Genomic DNA, 19689 nt, shown 5'->3' on the forward strand with positions numbered 1-19689 from the left:
GACGGCCAATGTTCATTATAACCGAGAGGAGATCTTTTTTGTTACCACTCTAAAAGCTTCATTGTCACACACGCAGAGCGTGTGGTTTTTAAAGACGTAATAAAAAAGCTCAAAACATAGCTATGCTATATTTTGAGCTTATGTTGATGCTTTATGTTTTTGATATGCTTCATGTAAGGCACTTAATTCTCTTTCTAAGTTCTCAAGTATGCTTTTGCCAGTTGATTCGTTAATTAATTTAAGTCTAACAGCAAAATCAACTTCACGAGATAAGCCATACATCTGTGTATCTAAAACCTCTTCATAAAGAGGACATTGAGGCATTGTTAAGTTATCCATCTGTACTTTAATTAATTGCAAAATTTGATCCGCATCCGCCTTTAAGAGGGCTAGAGCTTGTTGATCTTCTTCAAGCGCTACATTGGATGACACGGTAATTCCCCCTTACATTTGAGCTCCTACTTTAATATATTATAGGTTATACCATTAAAATGCAAGGAAACTTGTTTAACCTTAAAAGATTGACCAACTTTTCTCTTCTGCTAAGTTTTCTAAAAAACGTAACCCAACGACACTATTACCCTTTGCATTTAATGCAGGGCCAAAAACGGCTATACCTCCACTCCTTCTAAGAATTCCCATTACTGCACCTGACACTCCACTTTTAGCTGGTATACCTACATTAATAGCAAAAGTTCCTGACTCATTATACATGCCACAAGTCACCATAAACGTTTTGCATATTCTAGCAACTTGATCTGGAATTAGGACTTCATTTGTGTCTGGGTCACGTCCATCATTAGCAAAGACTGCACCCATCCTCGCTAATTGCTGAACATTCATACTTATAGCGCACTGTTTTGTATATACATCTAACAATTCTTCAACACTTCCAGTAATGACTCCGTGTTGTTTCATAAAATAACATAACGCTCTATTGAGAAATGAGGTTTCATATTCTGATTGAGCCACTTCAGGGTCATAAGTGACCGTTTCATCATTGGTTAATAAGCGCACTAATCTTAAAATTTCATTAACCATTTCCTCAGAATTTCGACCACGGATCATATTCGTTACAGCCAATGCACCAGCATTAATCATTGGATTGAAAGGTTTTGCAGGCTTCTCAACTTCTAATTTTGCAACAGAATAAAATGGGTCACTTGTTGGTTCTTTATCCACTCTTGAAAAAACCGCACGCTCTCCGTGTTGAATTAAGGCTACCGCAAGGGTAATGACTTTAGAAATACTTTGTATGGTGAAACAATATTCTGATTGACCTGAACAAATTAGATCACCTTCTAATGGATAATAAGCAACGGCATTTGTTTCAGGCTGTTGATTTGCTAAAGCTGGTATATAATCTGCAACCTTTCCGTTATTAGCGTAAATACGAACATGCTCTAGCCATTTCGATAAATCATCTTGAGTAATAGTTATCATTTATAAAACTCCTCTCGTGCATTGTGAAGAAATCTTCGTTATACTCGTAATGGACTAAAGATTTATAAGATGAGGTGACAGAATGTTAATTGTACAAATTGAAGGGAACGTTAAACACCCTATAACCTTAGATCCAACCGTATGGATATTTGATGACCGCAAAGTATTATTAGATGATGCTTTTAAAAACGAAGATTCTAATCTTAACGGTGCTTCTGCAGATAAAGATACACCGTTTAACCGCGATCAATATCAGCAACAGATTAACCCACCTATTAATGAAAGTATAAAGCGCTTTGATAAGAAAAAGGTACTTGAAAATAGTTATCTAATGCCGTTAAGTTACTTTCTACCTAATTCTGAACCGAACGAAGATGCTGCGAAAGCCATTTTACATACTGATGACGATTCAGTTGAAATTAATTTTACCCAATTAGAGAATTCTTACTTATTATTTGCTTTAAAGGGGAAACCATTAACAGAAGATGGCCCGGTTCATTTGTACTTCGGTGATGGTAGCAATCAAAGCAATCCAATTAAAAATGTTAAAAAAATCTCAGTTGTATAGCTTTTACCCAGTTAACTGTTCATGTTGAGCAGTTAACTTTTTTTATAACTTTTTTCTCATAATTACTCCTTTTCTAAGCAAACTAAAGAAAAAAGGAGTATGGTTTTTATGAAATATAAAGGTTTAAATATAGCGATGCTGATTATTTTATTTTCAGCTGGATGCATGTCTCAGCAACAAGGGAATGGAAACCAAATAAATACCGATGCTGAAGTTGAACAATTAAGTGACTCCGAAATTGAGCAGTCTAATAAGCATTCGAATCGCGAAGCAGCTCAGCGTTTAGCGAAATTAGCCACACAAGTACCTGATGTTAACGACGCAAGAGTATTAGTGTTTGGTTCCTATACAATCATTGGTATTGACGTTGATGATGATTTAGACCGATCCCGCGTCGGTTCAGTAAAATATTCTGTAACGGAAGCTGTTAAGCATGACCCATTTGGTCATTATGCATTTGTGGTCGCCGACGGAGACATTATGGAACGCATTAAAAATATGAACCAAATGATTAGACAAGGGGAACCAGCTGATCAAGTCTTAGAAGAGATATCTAATATTGTAGGTAGATATCTACCGGAAACCCCTACAAAAGAAAATAACCCTAAAAAAGAAAGCCCATCACAAACGCGTGGTGATGCTAATGAAAACACAAGAAATATTCAAAAAGAACAAGATCAATCAAAAGAATAAAAAGGAGTTTTCAAAATGTTTTATCATGTAAAAGAATTACAATATCGAGCAAAACCAGACAAGCCTGATCCAGTTTATGCTAAAAAGTTACAAGAGGTTTTAGGGGGTCAATACGGAGAAATCTCCGTCATGATGCAGTATTTATTTCAAGGTTGGAATTGCCGAGCAGAATCTAAGTATCGAGATATGTTGTTAGATATAGGGACAGAAGAAATTGCTCATGTCGAAATGTTAGCTACGATGATAGCTCAACTCCTTGATAAAGCTCCAGTTGAAGAGCAGGAAAATGCAGCTAAAGACCCCGTCATTGAATCCGTCATGGGCGGAATGAATCCGCAACATGCTATTGTTAATGGTCTAGGTGCAAGTCCTAACGATAGTGCTGGCTACCCTTGGAATGCAAGATACACGATTGCAAGTGGGAATTTGTTAGCTGATTTTAGAGCTAACTTAAATGCTGAATCTCAAGGGCGCCTTCAAGTCGTTAGATTATATGAAATGACTGATGATGCTGGAGTTAGAGATATGCTTTCCTTCCTCATTGCTAGAGATACGATGCACCAAAATCAGTGGTTAGCTGCAATCGCAGAGCTTGAAGAGAAAGAAGGAAAAGTTACACCGAGCACATTCGAAAGACAATATGAGAAATCTGATGTTGCTTATACTTTTATGAACTGTTCTGAAGGTCAAGACAGTCAAACTGGTCGCTGGGCATCAGGTCCATCAATGGACGGATTAAGTCAGTTTAATTACGATCCTAATCCAAAAGCCCAAGGTCAAAACCCAACTTTAAATCCAGCACCTGGTTATATTCACGGAACACCAAAGTTTAATCAATAGATAAAACAAAAGAACCGCTTAAACACGGTTCTTTTGTTTATTTTGTATGCGTCTCTTCTTTTTCGTCATCTTCTTTCACTTCATTATAATATTGAACACCAAATTGGGCACCTTCTGAAACCATTTTTGAATCTTCATGATGACTCACTTCCTCTGGTTTACCTGCTTTTTCGATTGGATCTGTTTGTTCACCTAAAAGTTGGTTTTTCACTTTTTGGTATTGACCTTTAATTTTACTTTTGCGATTTTCGTCACTAAAAATATATGCGCCTACTGCTGCACTTCCAGCAGCAACAAGTGTTGTCATAATACCTTTTCTCATTTTCAACACTCCTCATTTATGTTTTCTTACTAATTGTTTTCCCTATCTTTTTATTTTAAAACATTTAAAAGGACAAACATGTTATAATGTGTCTCAAGTAGAGGTGATTAACATGCGTGTGAAATGTGTATTATGCGAACAAATTGAAAAGGTTAAACCTTATTCTTTACTAGCAAAGAAATTAAGAAAAAGACGGATTCAAACGTATATATGTAATGAATGTTATGAACGTATTAGTGAAAAGACGATCGAAAGACGTAAGAATGAAAATTTTAAACTATATGAAGAACCAAAAGGTGACCCTCACCTATAAATAAAACGTTGCCTATATTGGCAACGTTTATTTTGCATCACGTTCACGATGGAGTCTATATCGATATATTCCTAAAACGATTGAGGTTATTATTAATACTTCTGCAATTGGCAACCCGCCAATAGCAAATATGACTAACATAAAACAACCGAAAACTAACAAAACATAAACCACAATTGATTTAAGCAAAGGTAATTTCTTTGCAAAACCTAATTTATATGTAAGCATAGCCAATAATGCTACCGTTATAAACAACAACCAAAAACCTTCTGTTCCACCTATGTCCATTAAGAAAAATTTTTCAACTGGTAAATAAAATTGATCTTCTAATGCATTTCCATTTTCATTCATAAAAAATCCTCCTCTTAATCCCCATCTATCATACATGATTCACGAAGGATTATCTAGATAGAAGTTATATGTTTTCAAATTTTGTCACATCGTGTAAACTTTAAATTGGATGAGGTGAGACTATGAATCATAGTAAAAAAATGTTTATATTAGCTGTGCTCGTTATATTGTGTTTCGTTGCCACAGCCATCATGATTAGCTATCAAAATTACTTACTAATCGCATTAACTCTTTTAGCAGGATTTGGATTAATGGGTTATGGTTTTAAATTAAAACGTGATTATCAAAACAAAAATTAATCTGTTCCTATAAAGGAACAGATTTTTTTATTCTTTTTCTTGAATAAACGTCATAAGCGACTCATGAATAGCTTTATTCGAACAGATCACTGTATTACCTGTTAATAAGTCAAGTGAGCTTCCATCGACTCGCGTTGTCACTCCTCCAACTTCATCCACAATAATTTTTCCCGCTGCAATATCCCACGGCTGAAGCCTCATGGTAATATAAGCATCAATGATTCCTTCAGCAATGTACGCAAATTCTAATGCTGCAGACCCGTAAGAGCGGGTTCCTTTAACCTTTCTAACCAGTTCATGAATCTTTTTTTCATTTAAACGTCTATTAGGAATTGCCCAGAAGTTATTTAAGCCAACTAATGCATCCGTTAATGTTTTATTCGGGTCAATTGGATCTAAACGTTTAGCATTTTTATAGGCTCCTTCCCCCTTGACCCCTTCGTACATTGTGTTGTTCATCACATCGTAAATAAGCCCAATTTCTCCGACACCATCGTGATAAATACCTACTGATATAGCAAAAAAGCGTTGTTGATGGACAAAATTCATGGTTCCGTCAATCGGGTCAATAATCCATACGGTACCGTCTAATGAATGAACCTCCTCACCCATTCCTTCTTCGCCTAATATTTTATGGTCAGGATACTTTTTTGAAATGTGGTCTACAAAGAATTGCTCAGTCTTCTGATCAATCTCCGTCACTAAGTCTTTCCGATCTCGTTTCGTATCTATTTTATAAGGTTTTTGCATTTCGGTTTTTATGAGTTCACCTGCTTCAATAACCCATTGTTTTGCTTCGTTTAAAATATGATCGCGATTTCTCATTTCTATTCCATCATCCTTTATCTTATAATCCAGTCAACTTTGTATATTATTATAAACTAGTTTGAACTTATGCTAAAATAATTTACAGACAAGTCATAAAAGGAGCGATTACTCGTGGCTAACTTTACAGGATTTAATCAAAAAGACTTTGACGTATTTAAAATTGATGGCTTAGATGAACGTATGGAAGAACTTAGAGGTCGTTTATCACCTAAGTTAGAAACCATTGCTACAGAATTAGAACCAACTGCATCTTCCCTTACAGGAGATGAAATGTTTATTCATGTTGCTAAACATGCACGCCGTACTAAGAATCCACCTAACGATACCTGGGCTGCTTTAGCAAATAGTAAGCGCGGATATAAGAAACTCCCTCATTTCCAGATTGGAATGTGGGAAACACATGTCTTTATCTGGTTTGCGGTTATTTATGAAAGTCCAATAAAATCTGATTTTGCTAAAGAACTTAAAGCAAATAAAGAGCATATTTTATCTACTATTCCTGACGATTTTGTTTGGTCTAAAGATCATACGGAACCAGACACAATTAGTCATAAAGAGATGAAAAACGGTGAATTTGATCGTTTAGTTGACCGCCTTGAAAATGTCAAAAAGGCAGAAATACTTTGCGGTTTAACATTAGATCGTAAAGATTCACGTTTAAAAAATGGTGAAGAATTTATAAAACTATGTGAAGATACCTTTAAGAATTTATCGGTGTTATATGATCTTACAAAGACCATTCAATATAACTAGAACTCGGTGAAATCACCGAGTTCATTTTTTAAGAGATATATTCTGGGAGCCGTCTGATTCTTTTGCTGCTTTTACGACTTGATACGGTACATAGCTTGACTGCTTTTCAAATTGTTTAAAAAGCGTCTTCTCTTCAGCTTTAGAAGGAATAACGGCTTTAAACTTCTTATACTGTTCCATTACTTTACTTGCTTTAACTTGTTTTTCGTATGCTTCTTCGATTAATTGAAAGAACTCAACCACATCGATTACTTCATGGGTTGACCAATCAGGGTCAATCGGATAATGATATTCCATCTATTTTTCACAACCTTTTTTATTGATTCCATTTCTGCTTAATCATATGAATCTCTTTTGTAATTTGATCAAACAACTCTTGTACGGTTGGTATATCTTTTATTCTCATACTGACTTGACCTGCCCACGCAAATCCTTCTTCTTGTTTTCCCTCATAAATATATCGTCTATTCGCTTCTCCGCTAATATAATTTTTCAACCCTTCATACCCAACTTCTTTTTCTTCTAATTCAAGTATTTGATCAGTCCAAATATTTTTTAGTGCCCTAGCAGGTGTACCTATTGACCTTTTAATTAATACCGTCGAATGCTCATTTGCATCTATCAAATTCCTTTTGTACACTTCATTTGCATGAACACATTCTTTGGTCGCAATGAACCTTGTGCCCATTTCAATACCTTCAGCCCCTAAAGCTAATGCTGCCATCAAACCACGTCCATCACTTATACCGCCAGAAGCAATGACAGGAATTTTAACTGAATCAACGACTTCTGGAGTTAAGACAAATGTTCCGATATCATCACGACCTAAATGGCCACCACCTTCATGTCCTACAACCATGACACCATCAGCACCCAGTTCTTCTGCTTTCTCTGCTTGTCTTTTGGCAGCAACTAATACTAACTTTTTCGTATCTGTCCCTTCGAACTTCTCTAGTACTGGCTTGGGGTTACCACCGGTTACGGATATGACAGGAACCTTTTCATCTACTGCAACTTGAACCATATGTTCAAATGATCGTCCGTGCTGACCAATTGCAAAATTCACTCCAAATGGCTTATCAGTCATTTCTTTTACTTTATGTATTTCGTTTCTTAACGCCTCTTCATTAGGTAAACTCATTGCTGTAATCTGTCCTAGCCCACCTGCATTAGAAACTGCTGCAGCTAAGTCAGCATAAGCTAAATAAGCTAACCCACCTTGAACAATTGGCAATTCGATATTTAATAACTCCGTCACTTTTGTCTTCATTTCACCACTCCCTTATAAATAATCTTACCACTATTCCTGTATTGAGAAAATCAGGAAACTTTAGACAAAAAAACTCAAACGCCATTAAGCGTTTGAGTTAGATTCTTTTTCTTTTTGACAACAATCACAATTATGACTATAGATTTTTGTCACTTTAATGTGATCGAAAAAATCGATAATACGTTGGCATTTGGCGCAAACAATTGTACCCATTCATACCACTCCTTCAAATAGGATGTATTATTTAAGTTATTAATAGTATATTATGTCATACTAATTATTGCAATAGGATATTTTATTTTCTTTATAAAAATTAAAAAGCCGCCACTCAAAGTGACGGCAATCTATATTATTCTTTTGTCAATTGGATAAGATCTGGATCTAAAAAGTCATAACCTTTTTCTTTTAAACCTTCTAAAATACCTGGTAAAGCAGCATTTGTCCATTCTCTGTCGTGCATGAGTAGATTAGCACCTTTGCCTAATTGAGGGGCATTAACCATTATTTCTTCAAGTGCTTCTTTTTCCATATAATCTGCCATAAAGTCATATCCATAAGACCAGTTCATTAACAACATACCTTCGTCTTTAACTAATTTTTCAGCATAATCGGTATTAGCTCCATGTGGTGCTCTGAAGAATTTAGGCTTTTCACCTATTACTTCTTCAATTATCTTATTAAGTTTTAAAATTTCTTTTTTTTGTTGTTTGTTTGATACTTCTCGCAAGTTTTGATGGTTATATGTATGATTTCCAATATGGAATCCCATGTCATGTATTTGTTTAACTACTTTTCTCTCTTCTTTAGTATCCATGAAATGTCCGTTCACAAAGAAAATAGCCGGTGCCTTTAATTCTTTTAAGGTTTTCGCCATCTCTATAGCATGTTCATCAGGTGCATCATCTATTGTTAATAAAACTACCTTCGGGTTAGCATCATCAATAGGTTTAAAATACCCAACATCATTCAAAAAATATTCTGGTTCTTTTTTAGCTTTCTTTTCTTCTTTTTGCTCTTCACTATGACTGTCATCATCTTCAGTTTTTGTATCTTCCTTAGTCTGTTCCTCTTGTTCTTTTGCTTCTATATCTTCCGAATCTTCATCAACATTTTCAGCTTCATTTTTCTTTTCTTCTTCTCCAGTTTGCCCTTCAATCTCTTCAGGCTGAGCCACTTCCTGACCATTCTCAGCACAAGCTACAAGTGCCCAACTAATTAATAAGAAAATCCCCAAAAATTTTATGTTTTTCACAGATGTTTTCCCCCTTATGTCTATATATAAATTATAAACGATGAGACTTTCATTTTGAATTAGAAGTTGAAAATTGGGCAAAAGAAATATAGGAACTTAATACGTTTGGAAGGGAATGAACCGTACTCATGAAACAAAAAGTAACTAAAGTATTTTATATATCATTAGTGATTGCTATTTTATTCATTATATGGGGTATGATTTCCGAAAATACACTCCCAGAATGGAATTTAGGAAAAGTAACTGGCAATATTCAAGGATTTTTGGTTGAGAAATTCGGGTGGTTTTACTTACTTTCTGCAACCTCTTTTTTAGTCTTTGCTATATTTTTAATTGCCTCGAAGTATGGAAATATTGTCTTAGGTAAAGACGGAGATAAACCAGAGTATAATTATATTACCTGGTTTGGTATGTTATTTAGCGCTGGAATGGGGATTGGTCTAGTTTTCTGGGGGGCCACAGAGCCGATTTATCACTTTAACACACCACCATTTGCAGTTGATGGAGAAAGCGAAGCAGCTAAAGTCGCTATGCGTTATAGTTTCTTCCACTGGGGATTACACCCGTGGGCGATCTATTCTATTCTAGCTTTAGCTCTAGCATATTTTCAGTTTAGAAAAGATGCTCCTGGACTCGTTAGTAGTACATTAAAACCTTTATTTGGTGATCGAATGAATGGCGGATTTGGTACATTAGTTGATGTCATCGCTGTATTTGCAACGATATTTGGAGTTGCCACATCACTTGGTTTAGGAGCTCAACAAATCAGTAGTGGTTTAGGCATTTTATTCGATGGATTAACCAACGATTTTTCACTACAATTTATTATTATAATCGTCGTCACCATACTTTTTATGCTCTCAGCCATTACAGGCTTAGATCGTGGGATCAAATACTTAAGTACAACTAATATTGTTTTAGCGTTTATTTTGCTACTCTTTATGTTGTTTGCAGGGCCTACGAATTTCATAATGAATTTCTTCACAACTACACTTGGAAGTTATATTCAAAAGTTACCAGCTATGAGCTTTAGAATGGCTCCGTTTAATGAAGAAAATACTGGTTGGTTAGAGGGTTGGACCATATTCTATTGGGCTTGGTGGATTGCCTGGGCACCATTTGTTGCTATGTTTATAGCTCGCGTTTCAAGAGGACGTACAGTTCGTGAATTTGTGGTCGGAGTATTATTAGTACCTACTATATTTGGTGCCTTATGGTTCGCTGTATTTGGCGGCTCTGCCATTGCACTTGAATATAATAATGGAATGGATTTATTTTCAATTATTTCAGATGCCGGACAAGAAGCAGCTTTATTTACCGTATTAGAGAATTATCCATTAACGACATTAAGTTCGTTATTAACCATTCTGCTAATCAGTACATTCTTCATTACATCTGCTGACTCAGCAACATTTGTATTAGGTATGCAAACGACTGGAGGAAACCTTAACCCTGACCTAAAGGTAAAGATTGCTTGGGGGCTTGTTCAATCAGCTACAGCTGCTGTTCTATTATGGCAAGGTGGTTTAGGTGCCTTACAGACCGCATCAATTATTGCAGCGTTCCCATTTGCCTTTATTCTAATTATGGTCATCTTTTCAGTTGTGAAAGAGTTTAAAGAAGAAGCTAGAAATTATCCATTAAAACGAAAAAAACCTGAAGATCGATAATTCTACCAACTGACCCAAATCATAGGGTCAGTCTTTTTTTGTGATAATTATTTAGAGCCAAAAAAAGAGACTATAATCATTACGATTACAGTCTCTTTATTAATAAATAATTATTGGTTACGCAGTATGAATTGGCATGCCAAGTACCACTTCAGCAGCTTCCATAACAGCTTCACCTAATGTTGGATGAGCATGAATTGTAAGTGCTAAGTCTTCAGCAGTCATACCTGCTTCAACTGCTAATCCTAATTCAGCAATTAAATCACTTGCATTAGGTCCAGCCACTTGTGCACCAATTACTAACCCGTCAGATTTACGTGTAACTAATTTCACGAAACCATCTGAATCATTAAGTGATAACGCACGTCCATTTGCTGCAAATGGGAATTTCTTAGCGACAACTTCAAACCCAGCCTCTTTAGCGCTTTCCTCATTGTGACCAACACTAGCTAGTTCTGGATCTGAGAATACGACAGCAGGAATACCTAAGTAATCAATCTCAGATTTTTCACCACTGATCGCTTCTGCTGCAATTTTACCTTCATAAGAAGCTTTGTGAGCTAATTGTGGGCCTTCAACAATATCACCAATAGCATAGATGTTATCTAAGTTTGTACGACATTGCTTATCAATTTTAATTAGACCTTTATCATCAAGATCTAAACCAATATCTTCAAGACCCATTTCATCAGTATTTGGACGACGACCTACCGTAACTAATAGGTAATCTGCTTCAATTGTTTTCTCTTCACCTTTTACCTCGTAAGTTACTTTTACTCCGTCGTCAGTTTCCTCAACACCTTGAGCCATTGCTTCCGTAACTAACTCGACACCTTTTTTCTTAAGACGCTTCTTAACTAATTGCGTCATACCTTTTTCGAAACCACCTAAGACATCTTTAGTTCCTTCTAAAATAGTAACTTCACTGCCGAAGCTAGCATATGCTCCGCCTAGCTCAGTACCAATGTATCCTCCACCAATAACAACTAATTTTTCAGGAATTTCTTTTAGGTTAATAGCTCCTGTAGAATCTAATACACGGTCTGAATAAGGGAATGGTTTAAGTTCAATTGTGCGAGAACCTGTAGCAATAATACAATTGTTAAATTTATAAGTTTGCGAATTCTTTTCATCCATAATTTTTACAGTGTTTTGATCAACAAAGTAAGCTTCACCTTTAACGATGTCTACTTTATTCGCTTTTAATAAGCTTTCTACACCGCCAGTAAGTTTATTCACAATCTTACCTTTCCATTCTTGGGTCTTATCAAAGTTTACTGAGACATTCTCAGCAACAATACCCATTTCTTCTGAATCCTTTGCATGTTCATAGCGGTGTCCTGCAGAGATTAGTGCTTTAGATGGGATACAACCTACGTTTAGACATACACCACCTAAGTTACCTTTATCAACGATAGTAACTTTTTGTCCCATTTGTGCAGCACGAATAGCTGCTACATATCCACCAGGACCTGCTCCAACGACAAGAGTATCTACTTCTTCTGGAAAATCTCCTACTACCATTATCTACGCCTCCATCATGATTAATTGTGGGTCATTTAATAAACGTTTCACATGGTTCATTGCTAGTTGAGCTGTTGCCCCATCGATCATACGATGGTCAAAGCTTAATGAAATAGCTAATACTGGTGCGACAACCACTTCACCATCACGAACAACTGGTTTTTCACCAATTCGGCCAATACCTAAGATTGCTACTTCAGGGTGGTTAATAACCGGTGTGAACCATTGTCCGCCTGCTGACCCAATATTAGTGATTGAGCAAGATGCACCTTTCATTTCTTCTGATGATAGTTTACCATCACGAGCTTTTGTTGCCAACTCGTTTACTTCGCTAGAAATATCAAAGATTGATTTACGATCAGCATCTTTTACTACTGGTACTAGTAAACCTTTATCAGTGTCCGCAGCAATACCAATGTTATAGTAATGCTTCTGGATGATCTCTTCGGTGTCATCATCAAATGAAGTATTTAATGATGGATACTTTTTAAGCGTTGAAACTAATGCTTTTACCACATAAGGAAGGTAAGTTAGCTTAATCTCTTGTTCAGCTGCAACTTCTTTGAATTTCTTACGATGGTTAACAAGTTCTGTTACATCAACTTCATCCATCAATGTTACATGTGGTGCTGTCTGTTTAGATTTAACCATTGCGTTAGCAATAGCTTTTCTAATACCACTCATTTTCTCACGAGTTTCTGGATAATCGCCAGCTGGAACGGTCTGTTTAGAACCTTTTTGTTCCTTATCTTCAGTTGATTCTTTAGCTTCTGTTTCCTGACTAGCTTCCTCTTGACCACCATCAAGATATTGATCTATATCTTCTTTTAAGATGCGGCCATTTTTACCAGAACCTTGAACTTTACTTATATTAACATCATTGTCTCTTGCATATTTTCTTACTGATGGCATAGCAATGACACGTTTATCTTCAGATTCGTCTGTATCAGACTCAGTAGAATCCGTTTTAGGACTTTCTTCTTTGGCTTCTTCTTTTGATTCTTGTTTTGAATCATCTTTTGACTCTTCTTGTTCAGATTCTTTTTCCGATTCTTCACCATCACTTGTGTCTTCTTCATCGTCAGAATCATAGCCTTCAGCGTCAATTTTAATAATGACATCTCCAACGACTGCTGTTTCACCTTCATCTACAAGTACCTCTAAAACAGTACCTTCAACCGGTGATGGAATTTCTACAACAGCTTTATCGTTTTGCACTTCACATAACACGTCGTCTTCTTTTATTTCATCACCTTTATTGACAAACCATTTGGCTATTTCACCTTCGTGAATACCTTCACCTATATCAGGCAGTTTGAATTCGTAGGCCACTTTGTTTCCCTCCTAGTCATTAAAAGTTAATCGATTGCTTCGCTTTCTCAACAATATCTTCATAATTTGGCAGCCAAACTTCTTCTGCTTGAGAGAATGGGTATACCGTATCTGGAGCAGCTACACGTAATACTGGTGCTTCTAAATGTAAAATAGCACGTTCTTGGATCTCAGATACTACACTTGCTGCAATTCCAGCTTGTCTTTGTGCTTCTTGTACCACAACTGCACGATTGGTTTTCTTAACAGATTCTACAATTGTCTCAACATCAATTGGTGATACAGTTCTTAAGTCGATTACTTCTGCATCGATGTCTTCTTTCTCTAATTCTTCAGCAGCTTTTAAAGCTGAATGGACCATTGCACCATATGCAATTAGGGTAATATCTTTACCTTCACGCTTCACTTTTGCTTTACCAATCTCTTCAGTAAACTCATCTTCAGAAACCTCTTCACGGAATGAACGATAAAGTTTCATATGCTCTAAAAAGATAACAGGGTCATTATCTCTAATGGCTGAGATTAATAATCCTTTCGCATCATGTGGGTTTGAAGGAATAACTACTTTGAGTCCCGGTTGTTGGGCCATTAAACCTTCTAAACTATCTGCGTGTAATTCAGGTGTGTGTACACCGCCCCCAAAAGGAGAACGAATAGTAATTGGCGCATGCCATCTACCACCTGAACGATAGCGCATACGAGCAGCTTGACCACTCACAGCATCCATCGCTTCATATACGAAGCCGAAGAATTGAATTTCAGGAACAGGCCTAAACCCTTGTGTCGATAGACCAACTGACATACCGATAATTCCTGATTCAGCTAACGGCGTATCAAATACACGTTCTTCACCGAATTCTTCTTGTAAACCTTCAGTCGCACGGAATACGCCTCCGTTTTGGCCTACGTCTTCACCAAACACAAGCACATTTTCATCATTTTTAAGTTCCGTACGAAGAGCATCAGTTATTGCTTGAATCATTGTCATCTGTGCCATTGCTTACTTCGACTCCTTTTCTTTATATTCTTCCATTTGCTCTTGTAAGTTATATGGAAGTTCTTCATGCATAATATTGATTAAATCAGTCACTTTCTGTTTGTCCTGACCGTCAGCTTTCTTAATGGCTGCTTTAATTTCTTCTTTCGCTGTATCGATTACTTCATTTTCTTTTTCTTCAGACCATAAGTCTTTGCTTTCTAAGAATTTACGGAAACGAACTAATGGATCTTTTTTCTCCCATTCATCATCCATATCTTCTGTACGATAACGAGTAGGGTCATCCCCTGCCATTGTATGTGGACCATAGCGATAAGTATAAGTTTCAATAAGTGTCGGACCTTCGCCGTTAACAGCACGCTCACGAGCTTCTTTAGTAACTTGATAAACGGCTAAAACATCCATTCCATCTACTAAAAACCCAGGAATTCCTGCACCGGCTGCTTTTTGTGCAACCGTTTGAGCAGCTGACTGTTTCTCAACAGGTACTGATATAGCAAATTGGTTATTTTGCACAACAAAAATGGCCGGAGCCTGATAAGCACCTGCAAAGTTTATACCTTCGTAAAAGTCACCCTGTGATGCACCGCCATCACCTGTATACGTAATCGCAACATTTTTCTTACCTCGACGTTTTAGCCCTAGTGCTACACCAGCTGTTTGTGTAATTTGTGCCCCAATGATAATTTGCGGGCTCAATGCATTAACATCTTCAGGCATTTGGTTACCGTGAAAATGCCCTCTTGAGAATAAGAATGCTTGATATAATGGTAGGCCATGCCAAATTAATTGTGGTACGTCACGATAAGCTGGTAATACAAAATCTTCTTTCTCTAATGCAAAATGCGTACCAAGTTGAGATGCTTCCTGTCCAGCAGTTGGTGCATAGAAACCTAGACGTCCCTGACGATTTAATGCAATCGAACGTTGGTCTAGAACTCTTGTGTACACCATGCGACGCATTAATTCAACTAAATCATCATCTGATAAATCAGGCATCGCATCCTCGTTAACGATCTCACCATCTTCATTTAAAATTTGAATCATTTCAAACTTTTCATCGATTCCTTCAAGTGGACTTTTAAAGCTCACTATCGTCACCTCTTCCTTTCAATTAAATTCCTCATTATAGTTTGCCAAAACTGCCGAGTACTAATCGTAATTCTATACATTATGTACCCTAATATTACCTATCTTAATCATGACTGTTACAATTAAATATAAAGTAATGACTAATACAACTTCGTACTAATTGGTAGTTTATATCATACTGCAGCAAATCGTCAAACACTTTTAACTAATAGCTTTTAAGTCTAAAAACAAAAAATCTTAACCTCAAAAGATTATGCATCTGTTACATTGTATTTTTAATTCTGTAATATAACAGTTAATCATTATAAAATAAAAAAGAGCACATACCCTAAAAGGATGATGCGCTCTGTTTTAATACAATTAAGTTTAATTTTCATATTCTACATTCAAGCCTGATGCCTCATAGAATTGTTTCTTTAAATCGTTAAACTCTTGAGTTAATTTATTAAATTTCTCTTGTGCTTTTTGAACTTCATTATAACTATTATTAACTTTTTCTACCTGTGCATCTAGGTCTTTCTTTTTCAATTCCTCGTTTTTTAACATCTCATATAATTCTGCATCTAAATCTAATGAACTATTATAAGCATTGTAAAGTTCGTTAAACCCTTCGTAGCGTTCATTCATTTTATCTACCATATTAATGGCAATTTCTTTAGGCTCTTCATCTAATTCTTCAATATACTCTTGAACCTGATCAAACTCTTCTTTAGCCGCATCAATACTTTCTTTCTCTTGTTCCATTAACTTCCTGCGTTCTTCAACTAGACCAAGAGCTTCTTTAATTATAGGCTTTATTTCATCAAGTTCATTCATATTAATTTCCATCATTTTATTATATAGTTCATTCTCTTTTTCTTCTAGTTTGACTAATTCTGATTGTGCTGATTGAAATGAGCTCTCTAACTCAACAGACTTCTCTAAATGAGTGTACATATCTTCTGCTGGATTATAATCTTCAGAACAAGCTGCTAAAAAGAACATGATAAGTAATATGAGTGCTGAAGTCATCACGCGTTTCATCGTATTCCCTCTTTCTTAGATCGTATTTATATAATAAAAAGTATAACATAACCAGGCATGAAAAAATAACATCAAAATATTAATATATCATAAAAACATATGATAAAATGATGATGGTATTAAGGAGAGCTGAAAGGATGAATGACATGATAACGATGGATCAAATAGTACGAGAAGGTGATCCAGTTCTAAGAGAAAAAGCTAAAGAAGTAGAACTTCCTGCATCAACAAAAGACCAAGAAACTCTTGAAGAAATGCTACAGTTTATTAAAAATAGCCAAAATGAAGAAATCGCTAAAAAATATGATTTAAGGCCTGGGGTAGGTCTAGCTGCACCCCAAATTGGACTATCGAAACGAATGCTCGCTGTACATTTTACCGATTTTAATGATCGTGAATATAGTATGGGGTTATTCAATCCCAAAATCATCAGTCATTCAGTTGAAAAAACTTATCTCAAAGGCGGAGAAGGCTGCCTAAGTGTAGACCGCGATGTGCCTGGAATTGTTCCTCGCTATGCAAGAATTACGATAAAAGGAACTAATTTAAACGATGAAGAAGTTAAGCTTCGTTTAAAAGGGTATGCAGCGATCGTATTTCAACATGAAATAGATCACTTAGACGGTATTATGTTCTATGATCATATCAACCAAAATGACCCTTTACACCCGCCTGAAAATTCAACACCAGCAGATGAAATGTAAAGTTTTCATGAGTACTGATTACAAAAATCAGTACTTTTTTTATATAAATCATTTTAAAAACATAGGATTGCAGTATATAATAATAAAAGAAGATGATAATGTTAATAAATGCCTTAGTATTTTTTGTTTAGCAAGTATAATCAACTTAACTATGCATTTCATACAAATCTTCTATGAGAGGATGTATGATTCATGTTAAAAAAACTAAGAGATCGCTTAAAAAAACGTTTAAAAAAATGGTTAGGCAATAAAAAAACTGCCAACACATAATCATTGTTCTTTAATGCTCATTTGCATTTAGATATAGCTATACGGATAGGTAATGAACGGAGAAATATTGACAGTAAGGAGAGATAATATGATATTTAAAGTACTTTATCAAGAACATGCTGAAGAAGCACCTGTTCGAGAAGAAACCAAAACTCTTTATATTGAAGCGGAAAATGTAAGAGAAGTGCGTTCAAAGCTAGCTGATCGTAACTACAATATAGAATATGTCCAAGAATTAAGTGAGGCTCATTTAGCTTATGAACAACAATCCGAAGATTTCAAAGTGGAGAAAATATAGGAGTCGTTACGCAGATGAAATTTGTTAAAAACGATCAAGTAGCAATCTTCGCTTTAGGTGGTCTTGGTGAGATCGGTAAGAATACGTATGGAGTTCAGTTCCAAGATGAGATCATTCTGATCGATGCTGGAATTAAATTTCCTGAAGATGAATTATTAGGGATCGATTATGTCATTCCTGATTATACGTATTTAATTCAAAATCAAGACAAAATTAAAGGATTGTTTATCACACATGGACATGAAGACCACATCGGTGGTATTCCGTATTTATTAAGAGAAATCAATGTACCTATTTATGCAGGTAAGCTAGCAATCGGTTTAATTCGTAATAAATTAGAAGAACACGGATTATTACGAAATGCCGAGTTAAACACAATACAAGAAGATGACATTATTAAATTCCGTAAAACTTCCGTTAGTTTTTTCCGTACGACACACAGTATTCCAGATTCGTACGGTATTGTCGTAAAGACGCCTCCAGGAAATATTGTTCATACTGGAGATTTCAAATTTGATTTTACTCCTGTCGGGGAGCCAGCTAATTTAGCAAAAATGGCAGAAATCGGTTCAGAAGGTGTACTATGTTTGTTATCTGATAGTACAAATAGTGAAGTACCGGGCTTTACTTTATCTGAAAGAGTTGTCGGAGAAAGCATACACGATATATTCGGTAAAGTTGAAGGCCGAGTCATATTTGCAACATTTGCATCCAATATTTATCGTCTACAACAAGTCGTTGAAGCTGCTACGAATAATGGACGAAAAATATGTGTATTTGGACGCAGCATGGAGAACTCCATTCGAATCGGACAAGAACTAGGTTATATTCGTGCACCGAAAGACACCTTTATTGAACCAAACGAAATTAATAAATTACCTAGTGATGAAGTTTGTATCTTATGTACTGGTTCCCAGGGTGAATCATTAGCAGCTTTATCAAGAATTGCTAATGGAACTCACAGACACATACAAATTCAACCAGATGACACAGTTGTTTTCTCATCTTCTCCTATTCCGGGGAATACGATTAGTGTTAATCGTAGTATTAATAAACTATACCGTGCCGGAGCTAACGTTATTCATGGATCATTAAATGACATTCATACCTCTGGTCACGGCGGACAAGAAGAACAGAAATTAATGCTAAGACTGCTAAAACCAAAATATTTCATGCCAATCCACGGTGAATATCGCATGTTAGCTGAACACACTAAGTTAGCTAGAGATTGCGGAGTTAACCTAAATAACTCATTTGTCATGGACAATGGAGATGTTCTAGCCATTGGCAATAAACACGTTGGTGTTGCTGGTAAAATTCCATCAGGTTCTGTTTATGTTGATGGTAGTGGAATTGGAGATATTGGTAACATCGTCTTACGAGACCGTAGAATCCTTTCTGAAGAAGGTTTAGTAGTTGTCGTTGTTAGCATTAATATGAAAGAATTCAAAATTGCATCAGGACCTGACATTATTTCTAGAGGGTTTGTCTACATGCGAGAATCTGAAGACTTGATTAAAGAAGCTCAAGTACTTGTTTCGAAGCATTTAGATAAAGTGATGGAACGACGTACATCTCAATGGTCTGAAATCAAAAACGAAATCACAGATACGATTCAGCCGTTCTTATATGAGAAAACAAAACGTCGTCCTATGATTTTACCGATTATAATGGAAGTTTAATAAAACATTACCTATCCAAAATAGCCAAAAAAACTCGCTAATGAATTAGCGAGTTTTTTCGGCTCTAGAATATTTGTTGGGGTATAGATTACTTTCTGATAATTTGTTGAAGTAATCTTAGGTTAACCTTTCAGGTTAGGCCTTCCCTTTCCGCGGGCGATCCGC

24 protein-coding genes are annotated in these 19689 nt (G+C 36.0%); 10 read left to right on the top strand and 14 right to left on the bottom strand.

Going from position 1 to position 19689, the window contains the following annotated elements; all coding sequences use genetic code 11:
* Positions 1–138: 138 nt before the first annotated feature.
* Together ACFSW4_RS12150 and glsA are read right to left on the bottom strand one after the other, a co-directional pair.
* Entirely contained in the window at positions 139–432 is a 294-nt protein-coding gene (locus tag ACFSW4_RS12150; RefSeq protein ID WP_054754971.1) for a YlaN family protein, read from the bottom strand.
* Between the two features lie 81 nt (positions 433–513).
* Positions 514–1443, bottom strand: coding sequence for a glutaminase A (glsA, locus tag ACFSW4_RS12155; RefSeq protein ID WP_054754972.1), 930 nt, complete (start codon positions 1441–1443; stop codon positions 514–516).
* 82 nt (positions 1444–1525) lie between these two features.
* Between glsA and ACFSW4_RS12160 the strand changes: the two genes are divergently transcribed.
* The 3 genes from ACFSW4_RS12160 to ACFSW4_RS12170 all read left to right on the top strand — a co-directional run bounded on the left by ACFSW4_RS12160 (position 1526) and on the right by ACFSW4_RS12170 (position 3544).
* Positions 1526–2011 carry a hypothetical protein gene (locus ACFSW4_RS12160; RefSeq protein WP_377329582.1) on the top strand — a complete coding sequence of 162 codons (486 nt, stop codon included), beginning with the start codon at positions 1526–1528 and terminating at the stop codon, positions 2009–2011.
* Between the two features lie 108 nt (positions 2012–2119).
* The gene (locus tag ACFSW4_RS12165; protein ID WP_054754973.1) at positions 2120–2704 is read left to right on the top strand and encodes a YhcN/YlaJ family sporulation lipoprotein; all 585 of its coding nucleotides are present in this window, start codon (positions 2120–2122) and stop codon (positions 2702–2704) included.
* A 15-nt stretch (positions 2705–2719) separates the two neighbouring features.
* A complete protein-coding gene (locus ACFSW4_RS12170) occupies positions 2720–3544 on the top strand; it encodes a manganese catalase family protein (protein WP_377329584.1) in 825 nt (274 codons plus the stop codon).
* A gap of 37 nt (positions 3545–3581) precedes the next feature.
* On the opposite strand, the gene ACFSW4_RS12175 is transcribed toward ACFSW4_RS12170, so the two are convergent.
* Positions 3582–3866, bottom strand: coding sequence for a hypothetical protein (locus ACFSW4_RS12175; protein ID WP_054754974.1), 285 nt, complete (start codon positions 3864–3866; stop codon positions 3582–3584).
* 112 nt (positions 3867–3978) lie between these two features.
* Here ACFSW4_RS12175 and ACFSW4_RS12180 point away from each other — a divergent pair, with 112 nt between their 5' ends.
* Positions 3979–4179 (top strand): YlaI family protein, encoded by a 201-nt coding sequence (locus ACFSW4_RS12180; RefSeq protein WP_377329586.1) that lies wholly within the window; start codon positions 3979–3981, stop codon positions 4177–4179.
* A gap of 27 nt (positions 4180–4206) precedes the next feature.
* On the opposite strand, the gene ACFSW4_RS12185 is transcribed toward ACFSW4_RS12180, so the two are convergent.
* Positions 4207–4530, bottom strand: a complete 324-nt coding sequence (locus ACFSW4_RS12185; RefSeq protein ID WP_377329588.1) for a YlaH-like family protein — start codon at positions 4528–4530, stop codon at positions 4207–4209.
* Positions 4531–4652: 122 nt separating this feature from the next.
* Between ACFSW4_RS12185 and ACFSW4_RS12190 the strand changes: the two genes are divergently transcribed.
* Positions 4653–4829: a DUF5325 family protein gene (locus tag ACFSW4_RS12190; protein ID WP_377329590.1), complete on the top strand. Its 177-nt coding sequence runs from the start codon at positions 4653–4655 to the stop codon at positions 4827–4829.
* A 27-nt stretch (positions 4830–4856) separates the two neighbouring features.
* On the opposite strand, the gene ACFSW4_RS12195 is transcribed toward ACFSW4_RS12190, so the two are convergent.
* Positions 4857–5654: an inositol monophosphatase family protein gene (locus ACFSW4_RS12195; protein ID WP_377329592.1), complete on the bottom strand. Its 798-nt coding sequence runs from the start codon at positions 5652–5654 to the stop codon at positions 4857–4859.
* A gap of 114 nt (positions 5655–5768) precedes the next feature.
* On the opposite strand from ACFSW4_RS12195, the gene ACFSW4_RS12200 reads away from it, so the two are divergent.
* Positions 5769–6410, top strand: coding sequence for a YktB family protein (locus tag ACFSW4_RS12200; protein WP_377329594.1), 642 nt, complete (start codon positions 5769–5771; stop codon positions 6408–6410).
* Positions 6411–6431: 21 nt separating this feature from the next.
* On the opposite strand, the gene ACFSW4_RS12205 is transcribed toward ACFSW4_RS12200, so the two are convergent.
* From ACFSW4_RS12205 to ACFSW4_RS12220, 4 genes are all read right to left on the bottom strand, one after another.
* Complete coding sequence (locus ACFSW4_RS12205; RefSeq protein ID WP_377329595.1) at positions 6432–6707, bottom strand: UPF0223 family protein; 276 nt, start codon at positions 6705–6707, stop codon at positions 6432–6434.
* Between the two features lie 19 nt (positions 6708–6726).
* Positions 6727–7680 (bottom strand): NAD(P)H-dependent flavin oxidoreductase, encoded by a 954-nt coding sequence (locus ACFSW4_RS12210; protein WP_377329597.1) that lies wholly within the window; start codon positions 7678–7680, stop codon positions 6727–6729.
* A gap of 84 nt (positions 7681–7764) precedes the next feature.
* Positions 7765–7893, bottom strand: a complete 129-nt coding sequence (locus ACFSW4_RS12215; protein ID WP_279402024.1) for a GapA-binding peptide SR1P — start codon at positions 7891–7893, stop codon at positions 7765–7767.
* Between the two features lie 136 nt (positions 7894–8029).
* A complete protein-coding gene (locus tag ACFSW4_RS12220; RefSeq protein WP_377329599.1) occupies positions 8030–8932 on the bottom strand; it encodes a polysaccharide deacetylase family protein in 903 nt (300 codons plus the stop codon).
* 128 nt (positions 8933–9060) lie between these two features.
* Here ACFSW4_RS12220 and ACFSW4_RS12225 point away from each other — a divergent pair, with 128 nt between their 5' ends.
* Positions 9061–10602: a glycine betaine uptake BCCT transporter gene (locus ACFSW4_RS12225; RefSeq protein ID WP_377329601.1), complete on the top strand. Its 1542-nt coding sequence runs from the start codon at positions 9061–9063 to the stop codon at positions 10600–10602.
* Between the two features lie 117 nt (positions 10603–10719).
* Here the strand turns inward: ACFSW4_RS12225 and lpdA are convergent, their stop codons facing one another.
* The 5 genes from lpdA to ACFSW4_RS12250 all read right to left on the bottom strand — a co-directional run bounded on the left by lpdA (position 10720) and on the right by ACFSW4_RS12250 (position 16570).
* Positions 10720–12126 carry a dihydrolipoyl dehydrogenase gene (gene lpdA, locus ACFSW4_RS12230; protein WP_377329603.1) on the bottom strand — a complete coding sequence of 469 codons (1407 nt, stop codon included), beginning with the start codon at positions 12124–12126 and terminating at the stop codon, positions 10720–10722.
* Between the two features lie 3 nt (positions 12127–12129).
* Positions 12130–13458, bottom strand: coding sequence for a dihydrolipoamide acetyltransferase family protein (locus ACFSW4_RS12235; protein WP_377329605.1), 1329 nt, complete (start codon positions 13456–13458; stop codon positions 12130–12132).
* A 19-nt stretch (positions 13459–13477) separates the two neighbouring features.
* A complete protein-coding gene (locus ACFSW4_RS12240; RefSeq protein ID WP_054754980.1) occupies positions 13478–14455 on the bottom strand; it encodes an alpha-ketoacid dehydrogenase subunit beta in 978 nt (325 codons plus the stop codon).
* Positions 14456–14458: 3 nt separating this feature from the next.
* Entirely contained in the window at positions 14459–15502 is a 1044-nt protein-coding gene (pdhA, locus tag ACFSW4_RS12245; protein ID WP_377329608.1) for a pyruvate dehydrogenase (acetyl-transferring) E1 component subunit alpha, read from the bottom strand.
* Positions 15503–15913: 411 nt separating this feature from the next.
* Entirely contained in the window at positions 15914–16570 is a 657-nt protein-coding gene (locus ACFSW4_RS12250; protein ID WP_054754981.1) for a YkyA family protein, read from the bottom strand.
* A gap of 146 nt (positions 16571–16716) precedes the next feature.
* Between ACFSW4_RS12250 and def the strand changes: the two genes are divergently transcribed.
* The 3 genes from def (at position 16717) to rnjA (ending at position 19524) form a co-directional block, all read left to right on the top strand.
* Positions 16717–17274: a peptide deformylase gene (gene def / locus ACFSW4_RS12255; RefSeq protein WP_054754985.1), complete on the top strand. Its 558-nt coding sequence runs from the start codon at positions 16717–16719 to the stop codon at positions 17272–17274.
* A 358-nt stretch (positions 17275–17632) separates the two neighbouring features.
* Positions 17633–17842 carry a DNA-dependent RNA polymerase subunit epsilon gene (locus ACFSW4_RS12260; protein ID WP_054754982.1) on the top strand — a complete coding sequence of 70 codons (210 nt, stop codon included), beginning with the start codon at positions 17633–17635 and terminating at the stop codon, positions 17840–17842.
* Between the two features lie 14 nt (positions 17843–17856).
* Entirely contained in the window at positions 17857–19524 is a 1668-nt protein-coding gene (gene rnjA / locus ACFSW4_RS12265; protein ID WP_054754983.1) for a ribonuclease J1, read from the top strand.
* The last annotated feature ends 165 nt before the right edge of the window (positions 19525–19689 follow it).

It is taken from the genome of Piscibacillus salipiscarius (assembly GCF_042685285.1).
GTDB classification, from domain to species: Bacteria; Bacillota; Bacilli; order Bacillales; family Alkalibacillaceae; genus Piscibacillus; species Piscibacillus salipiscarius.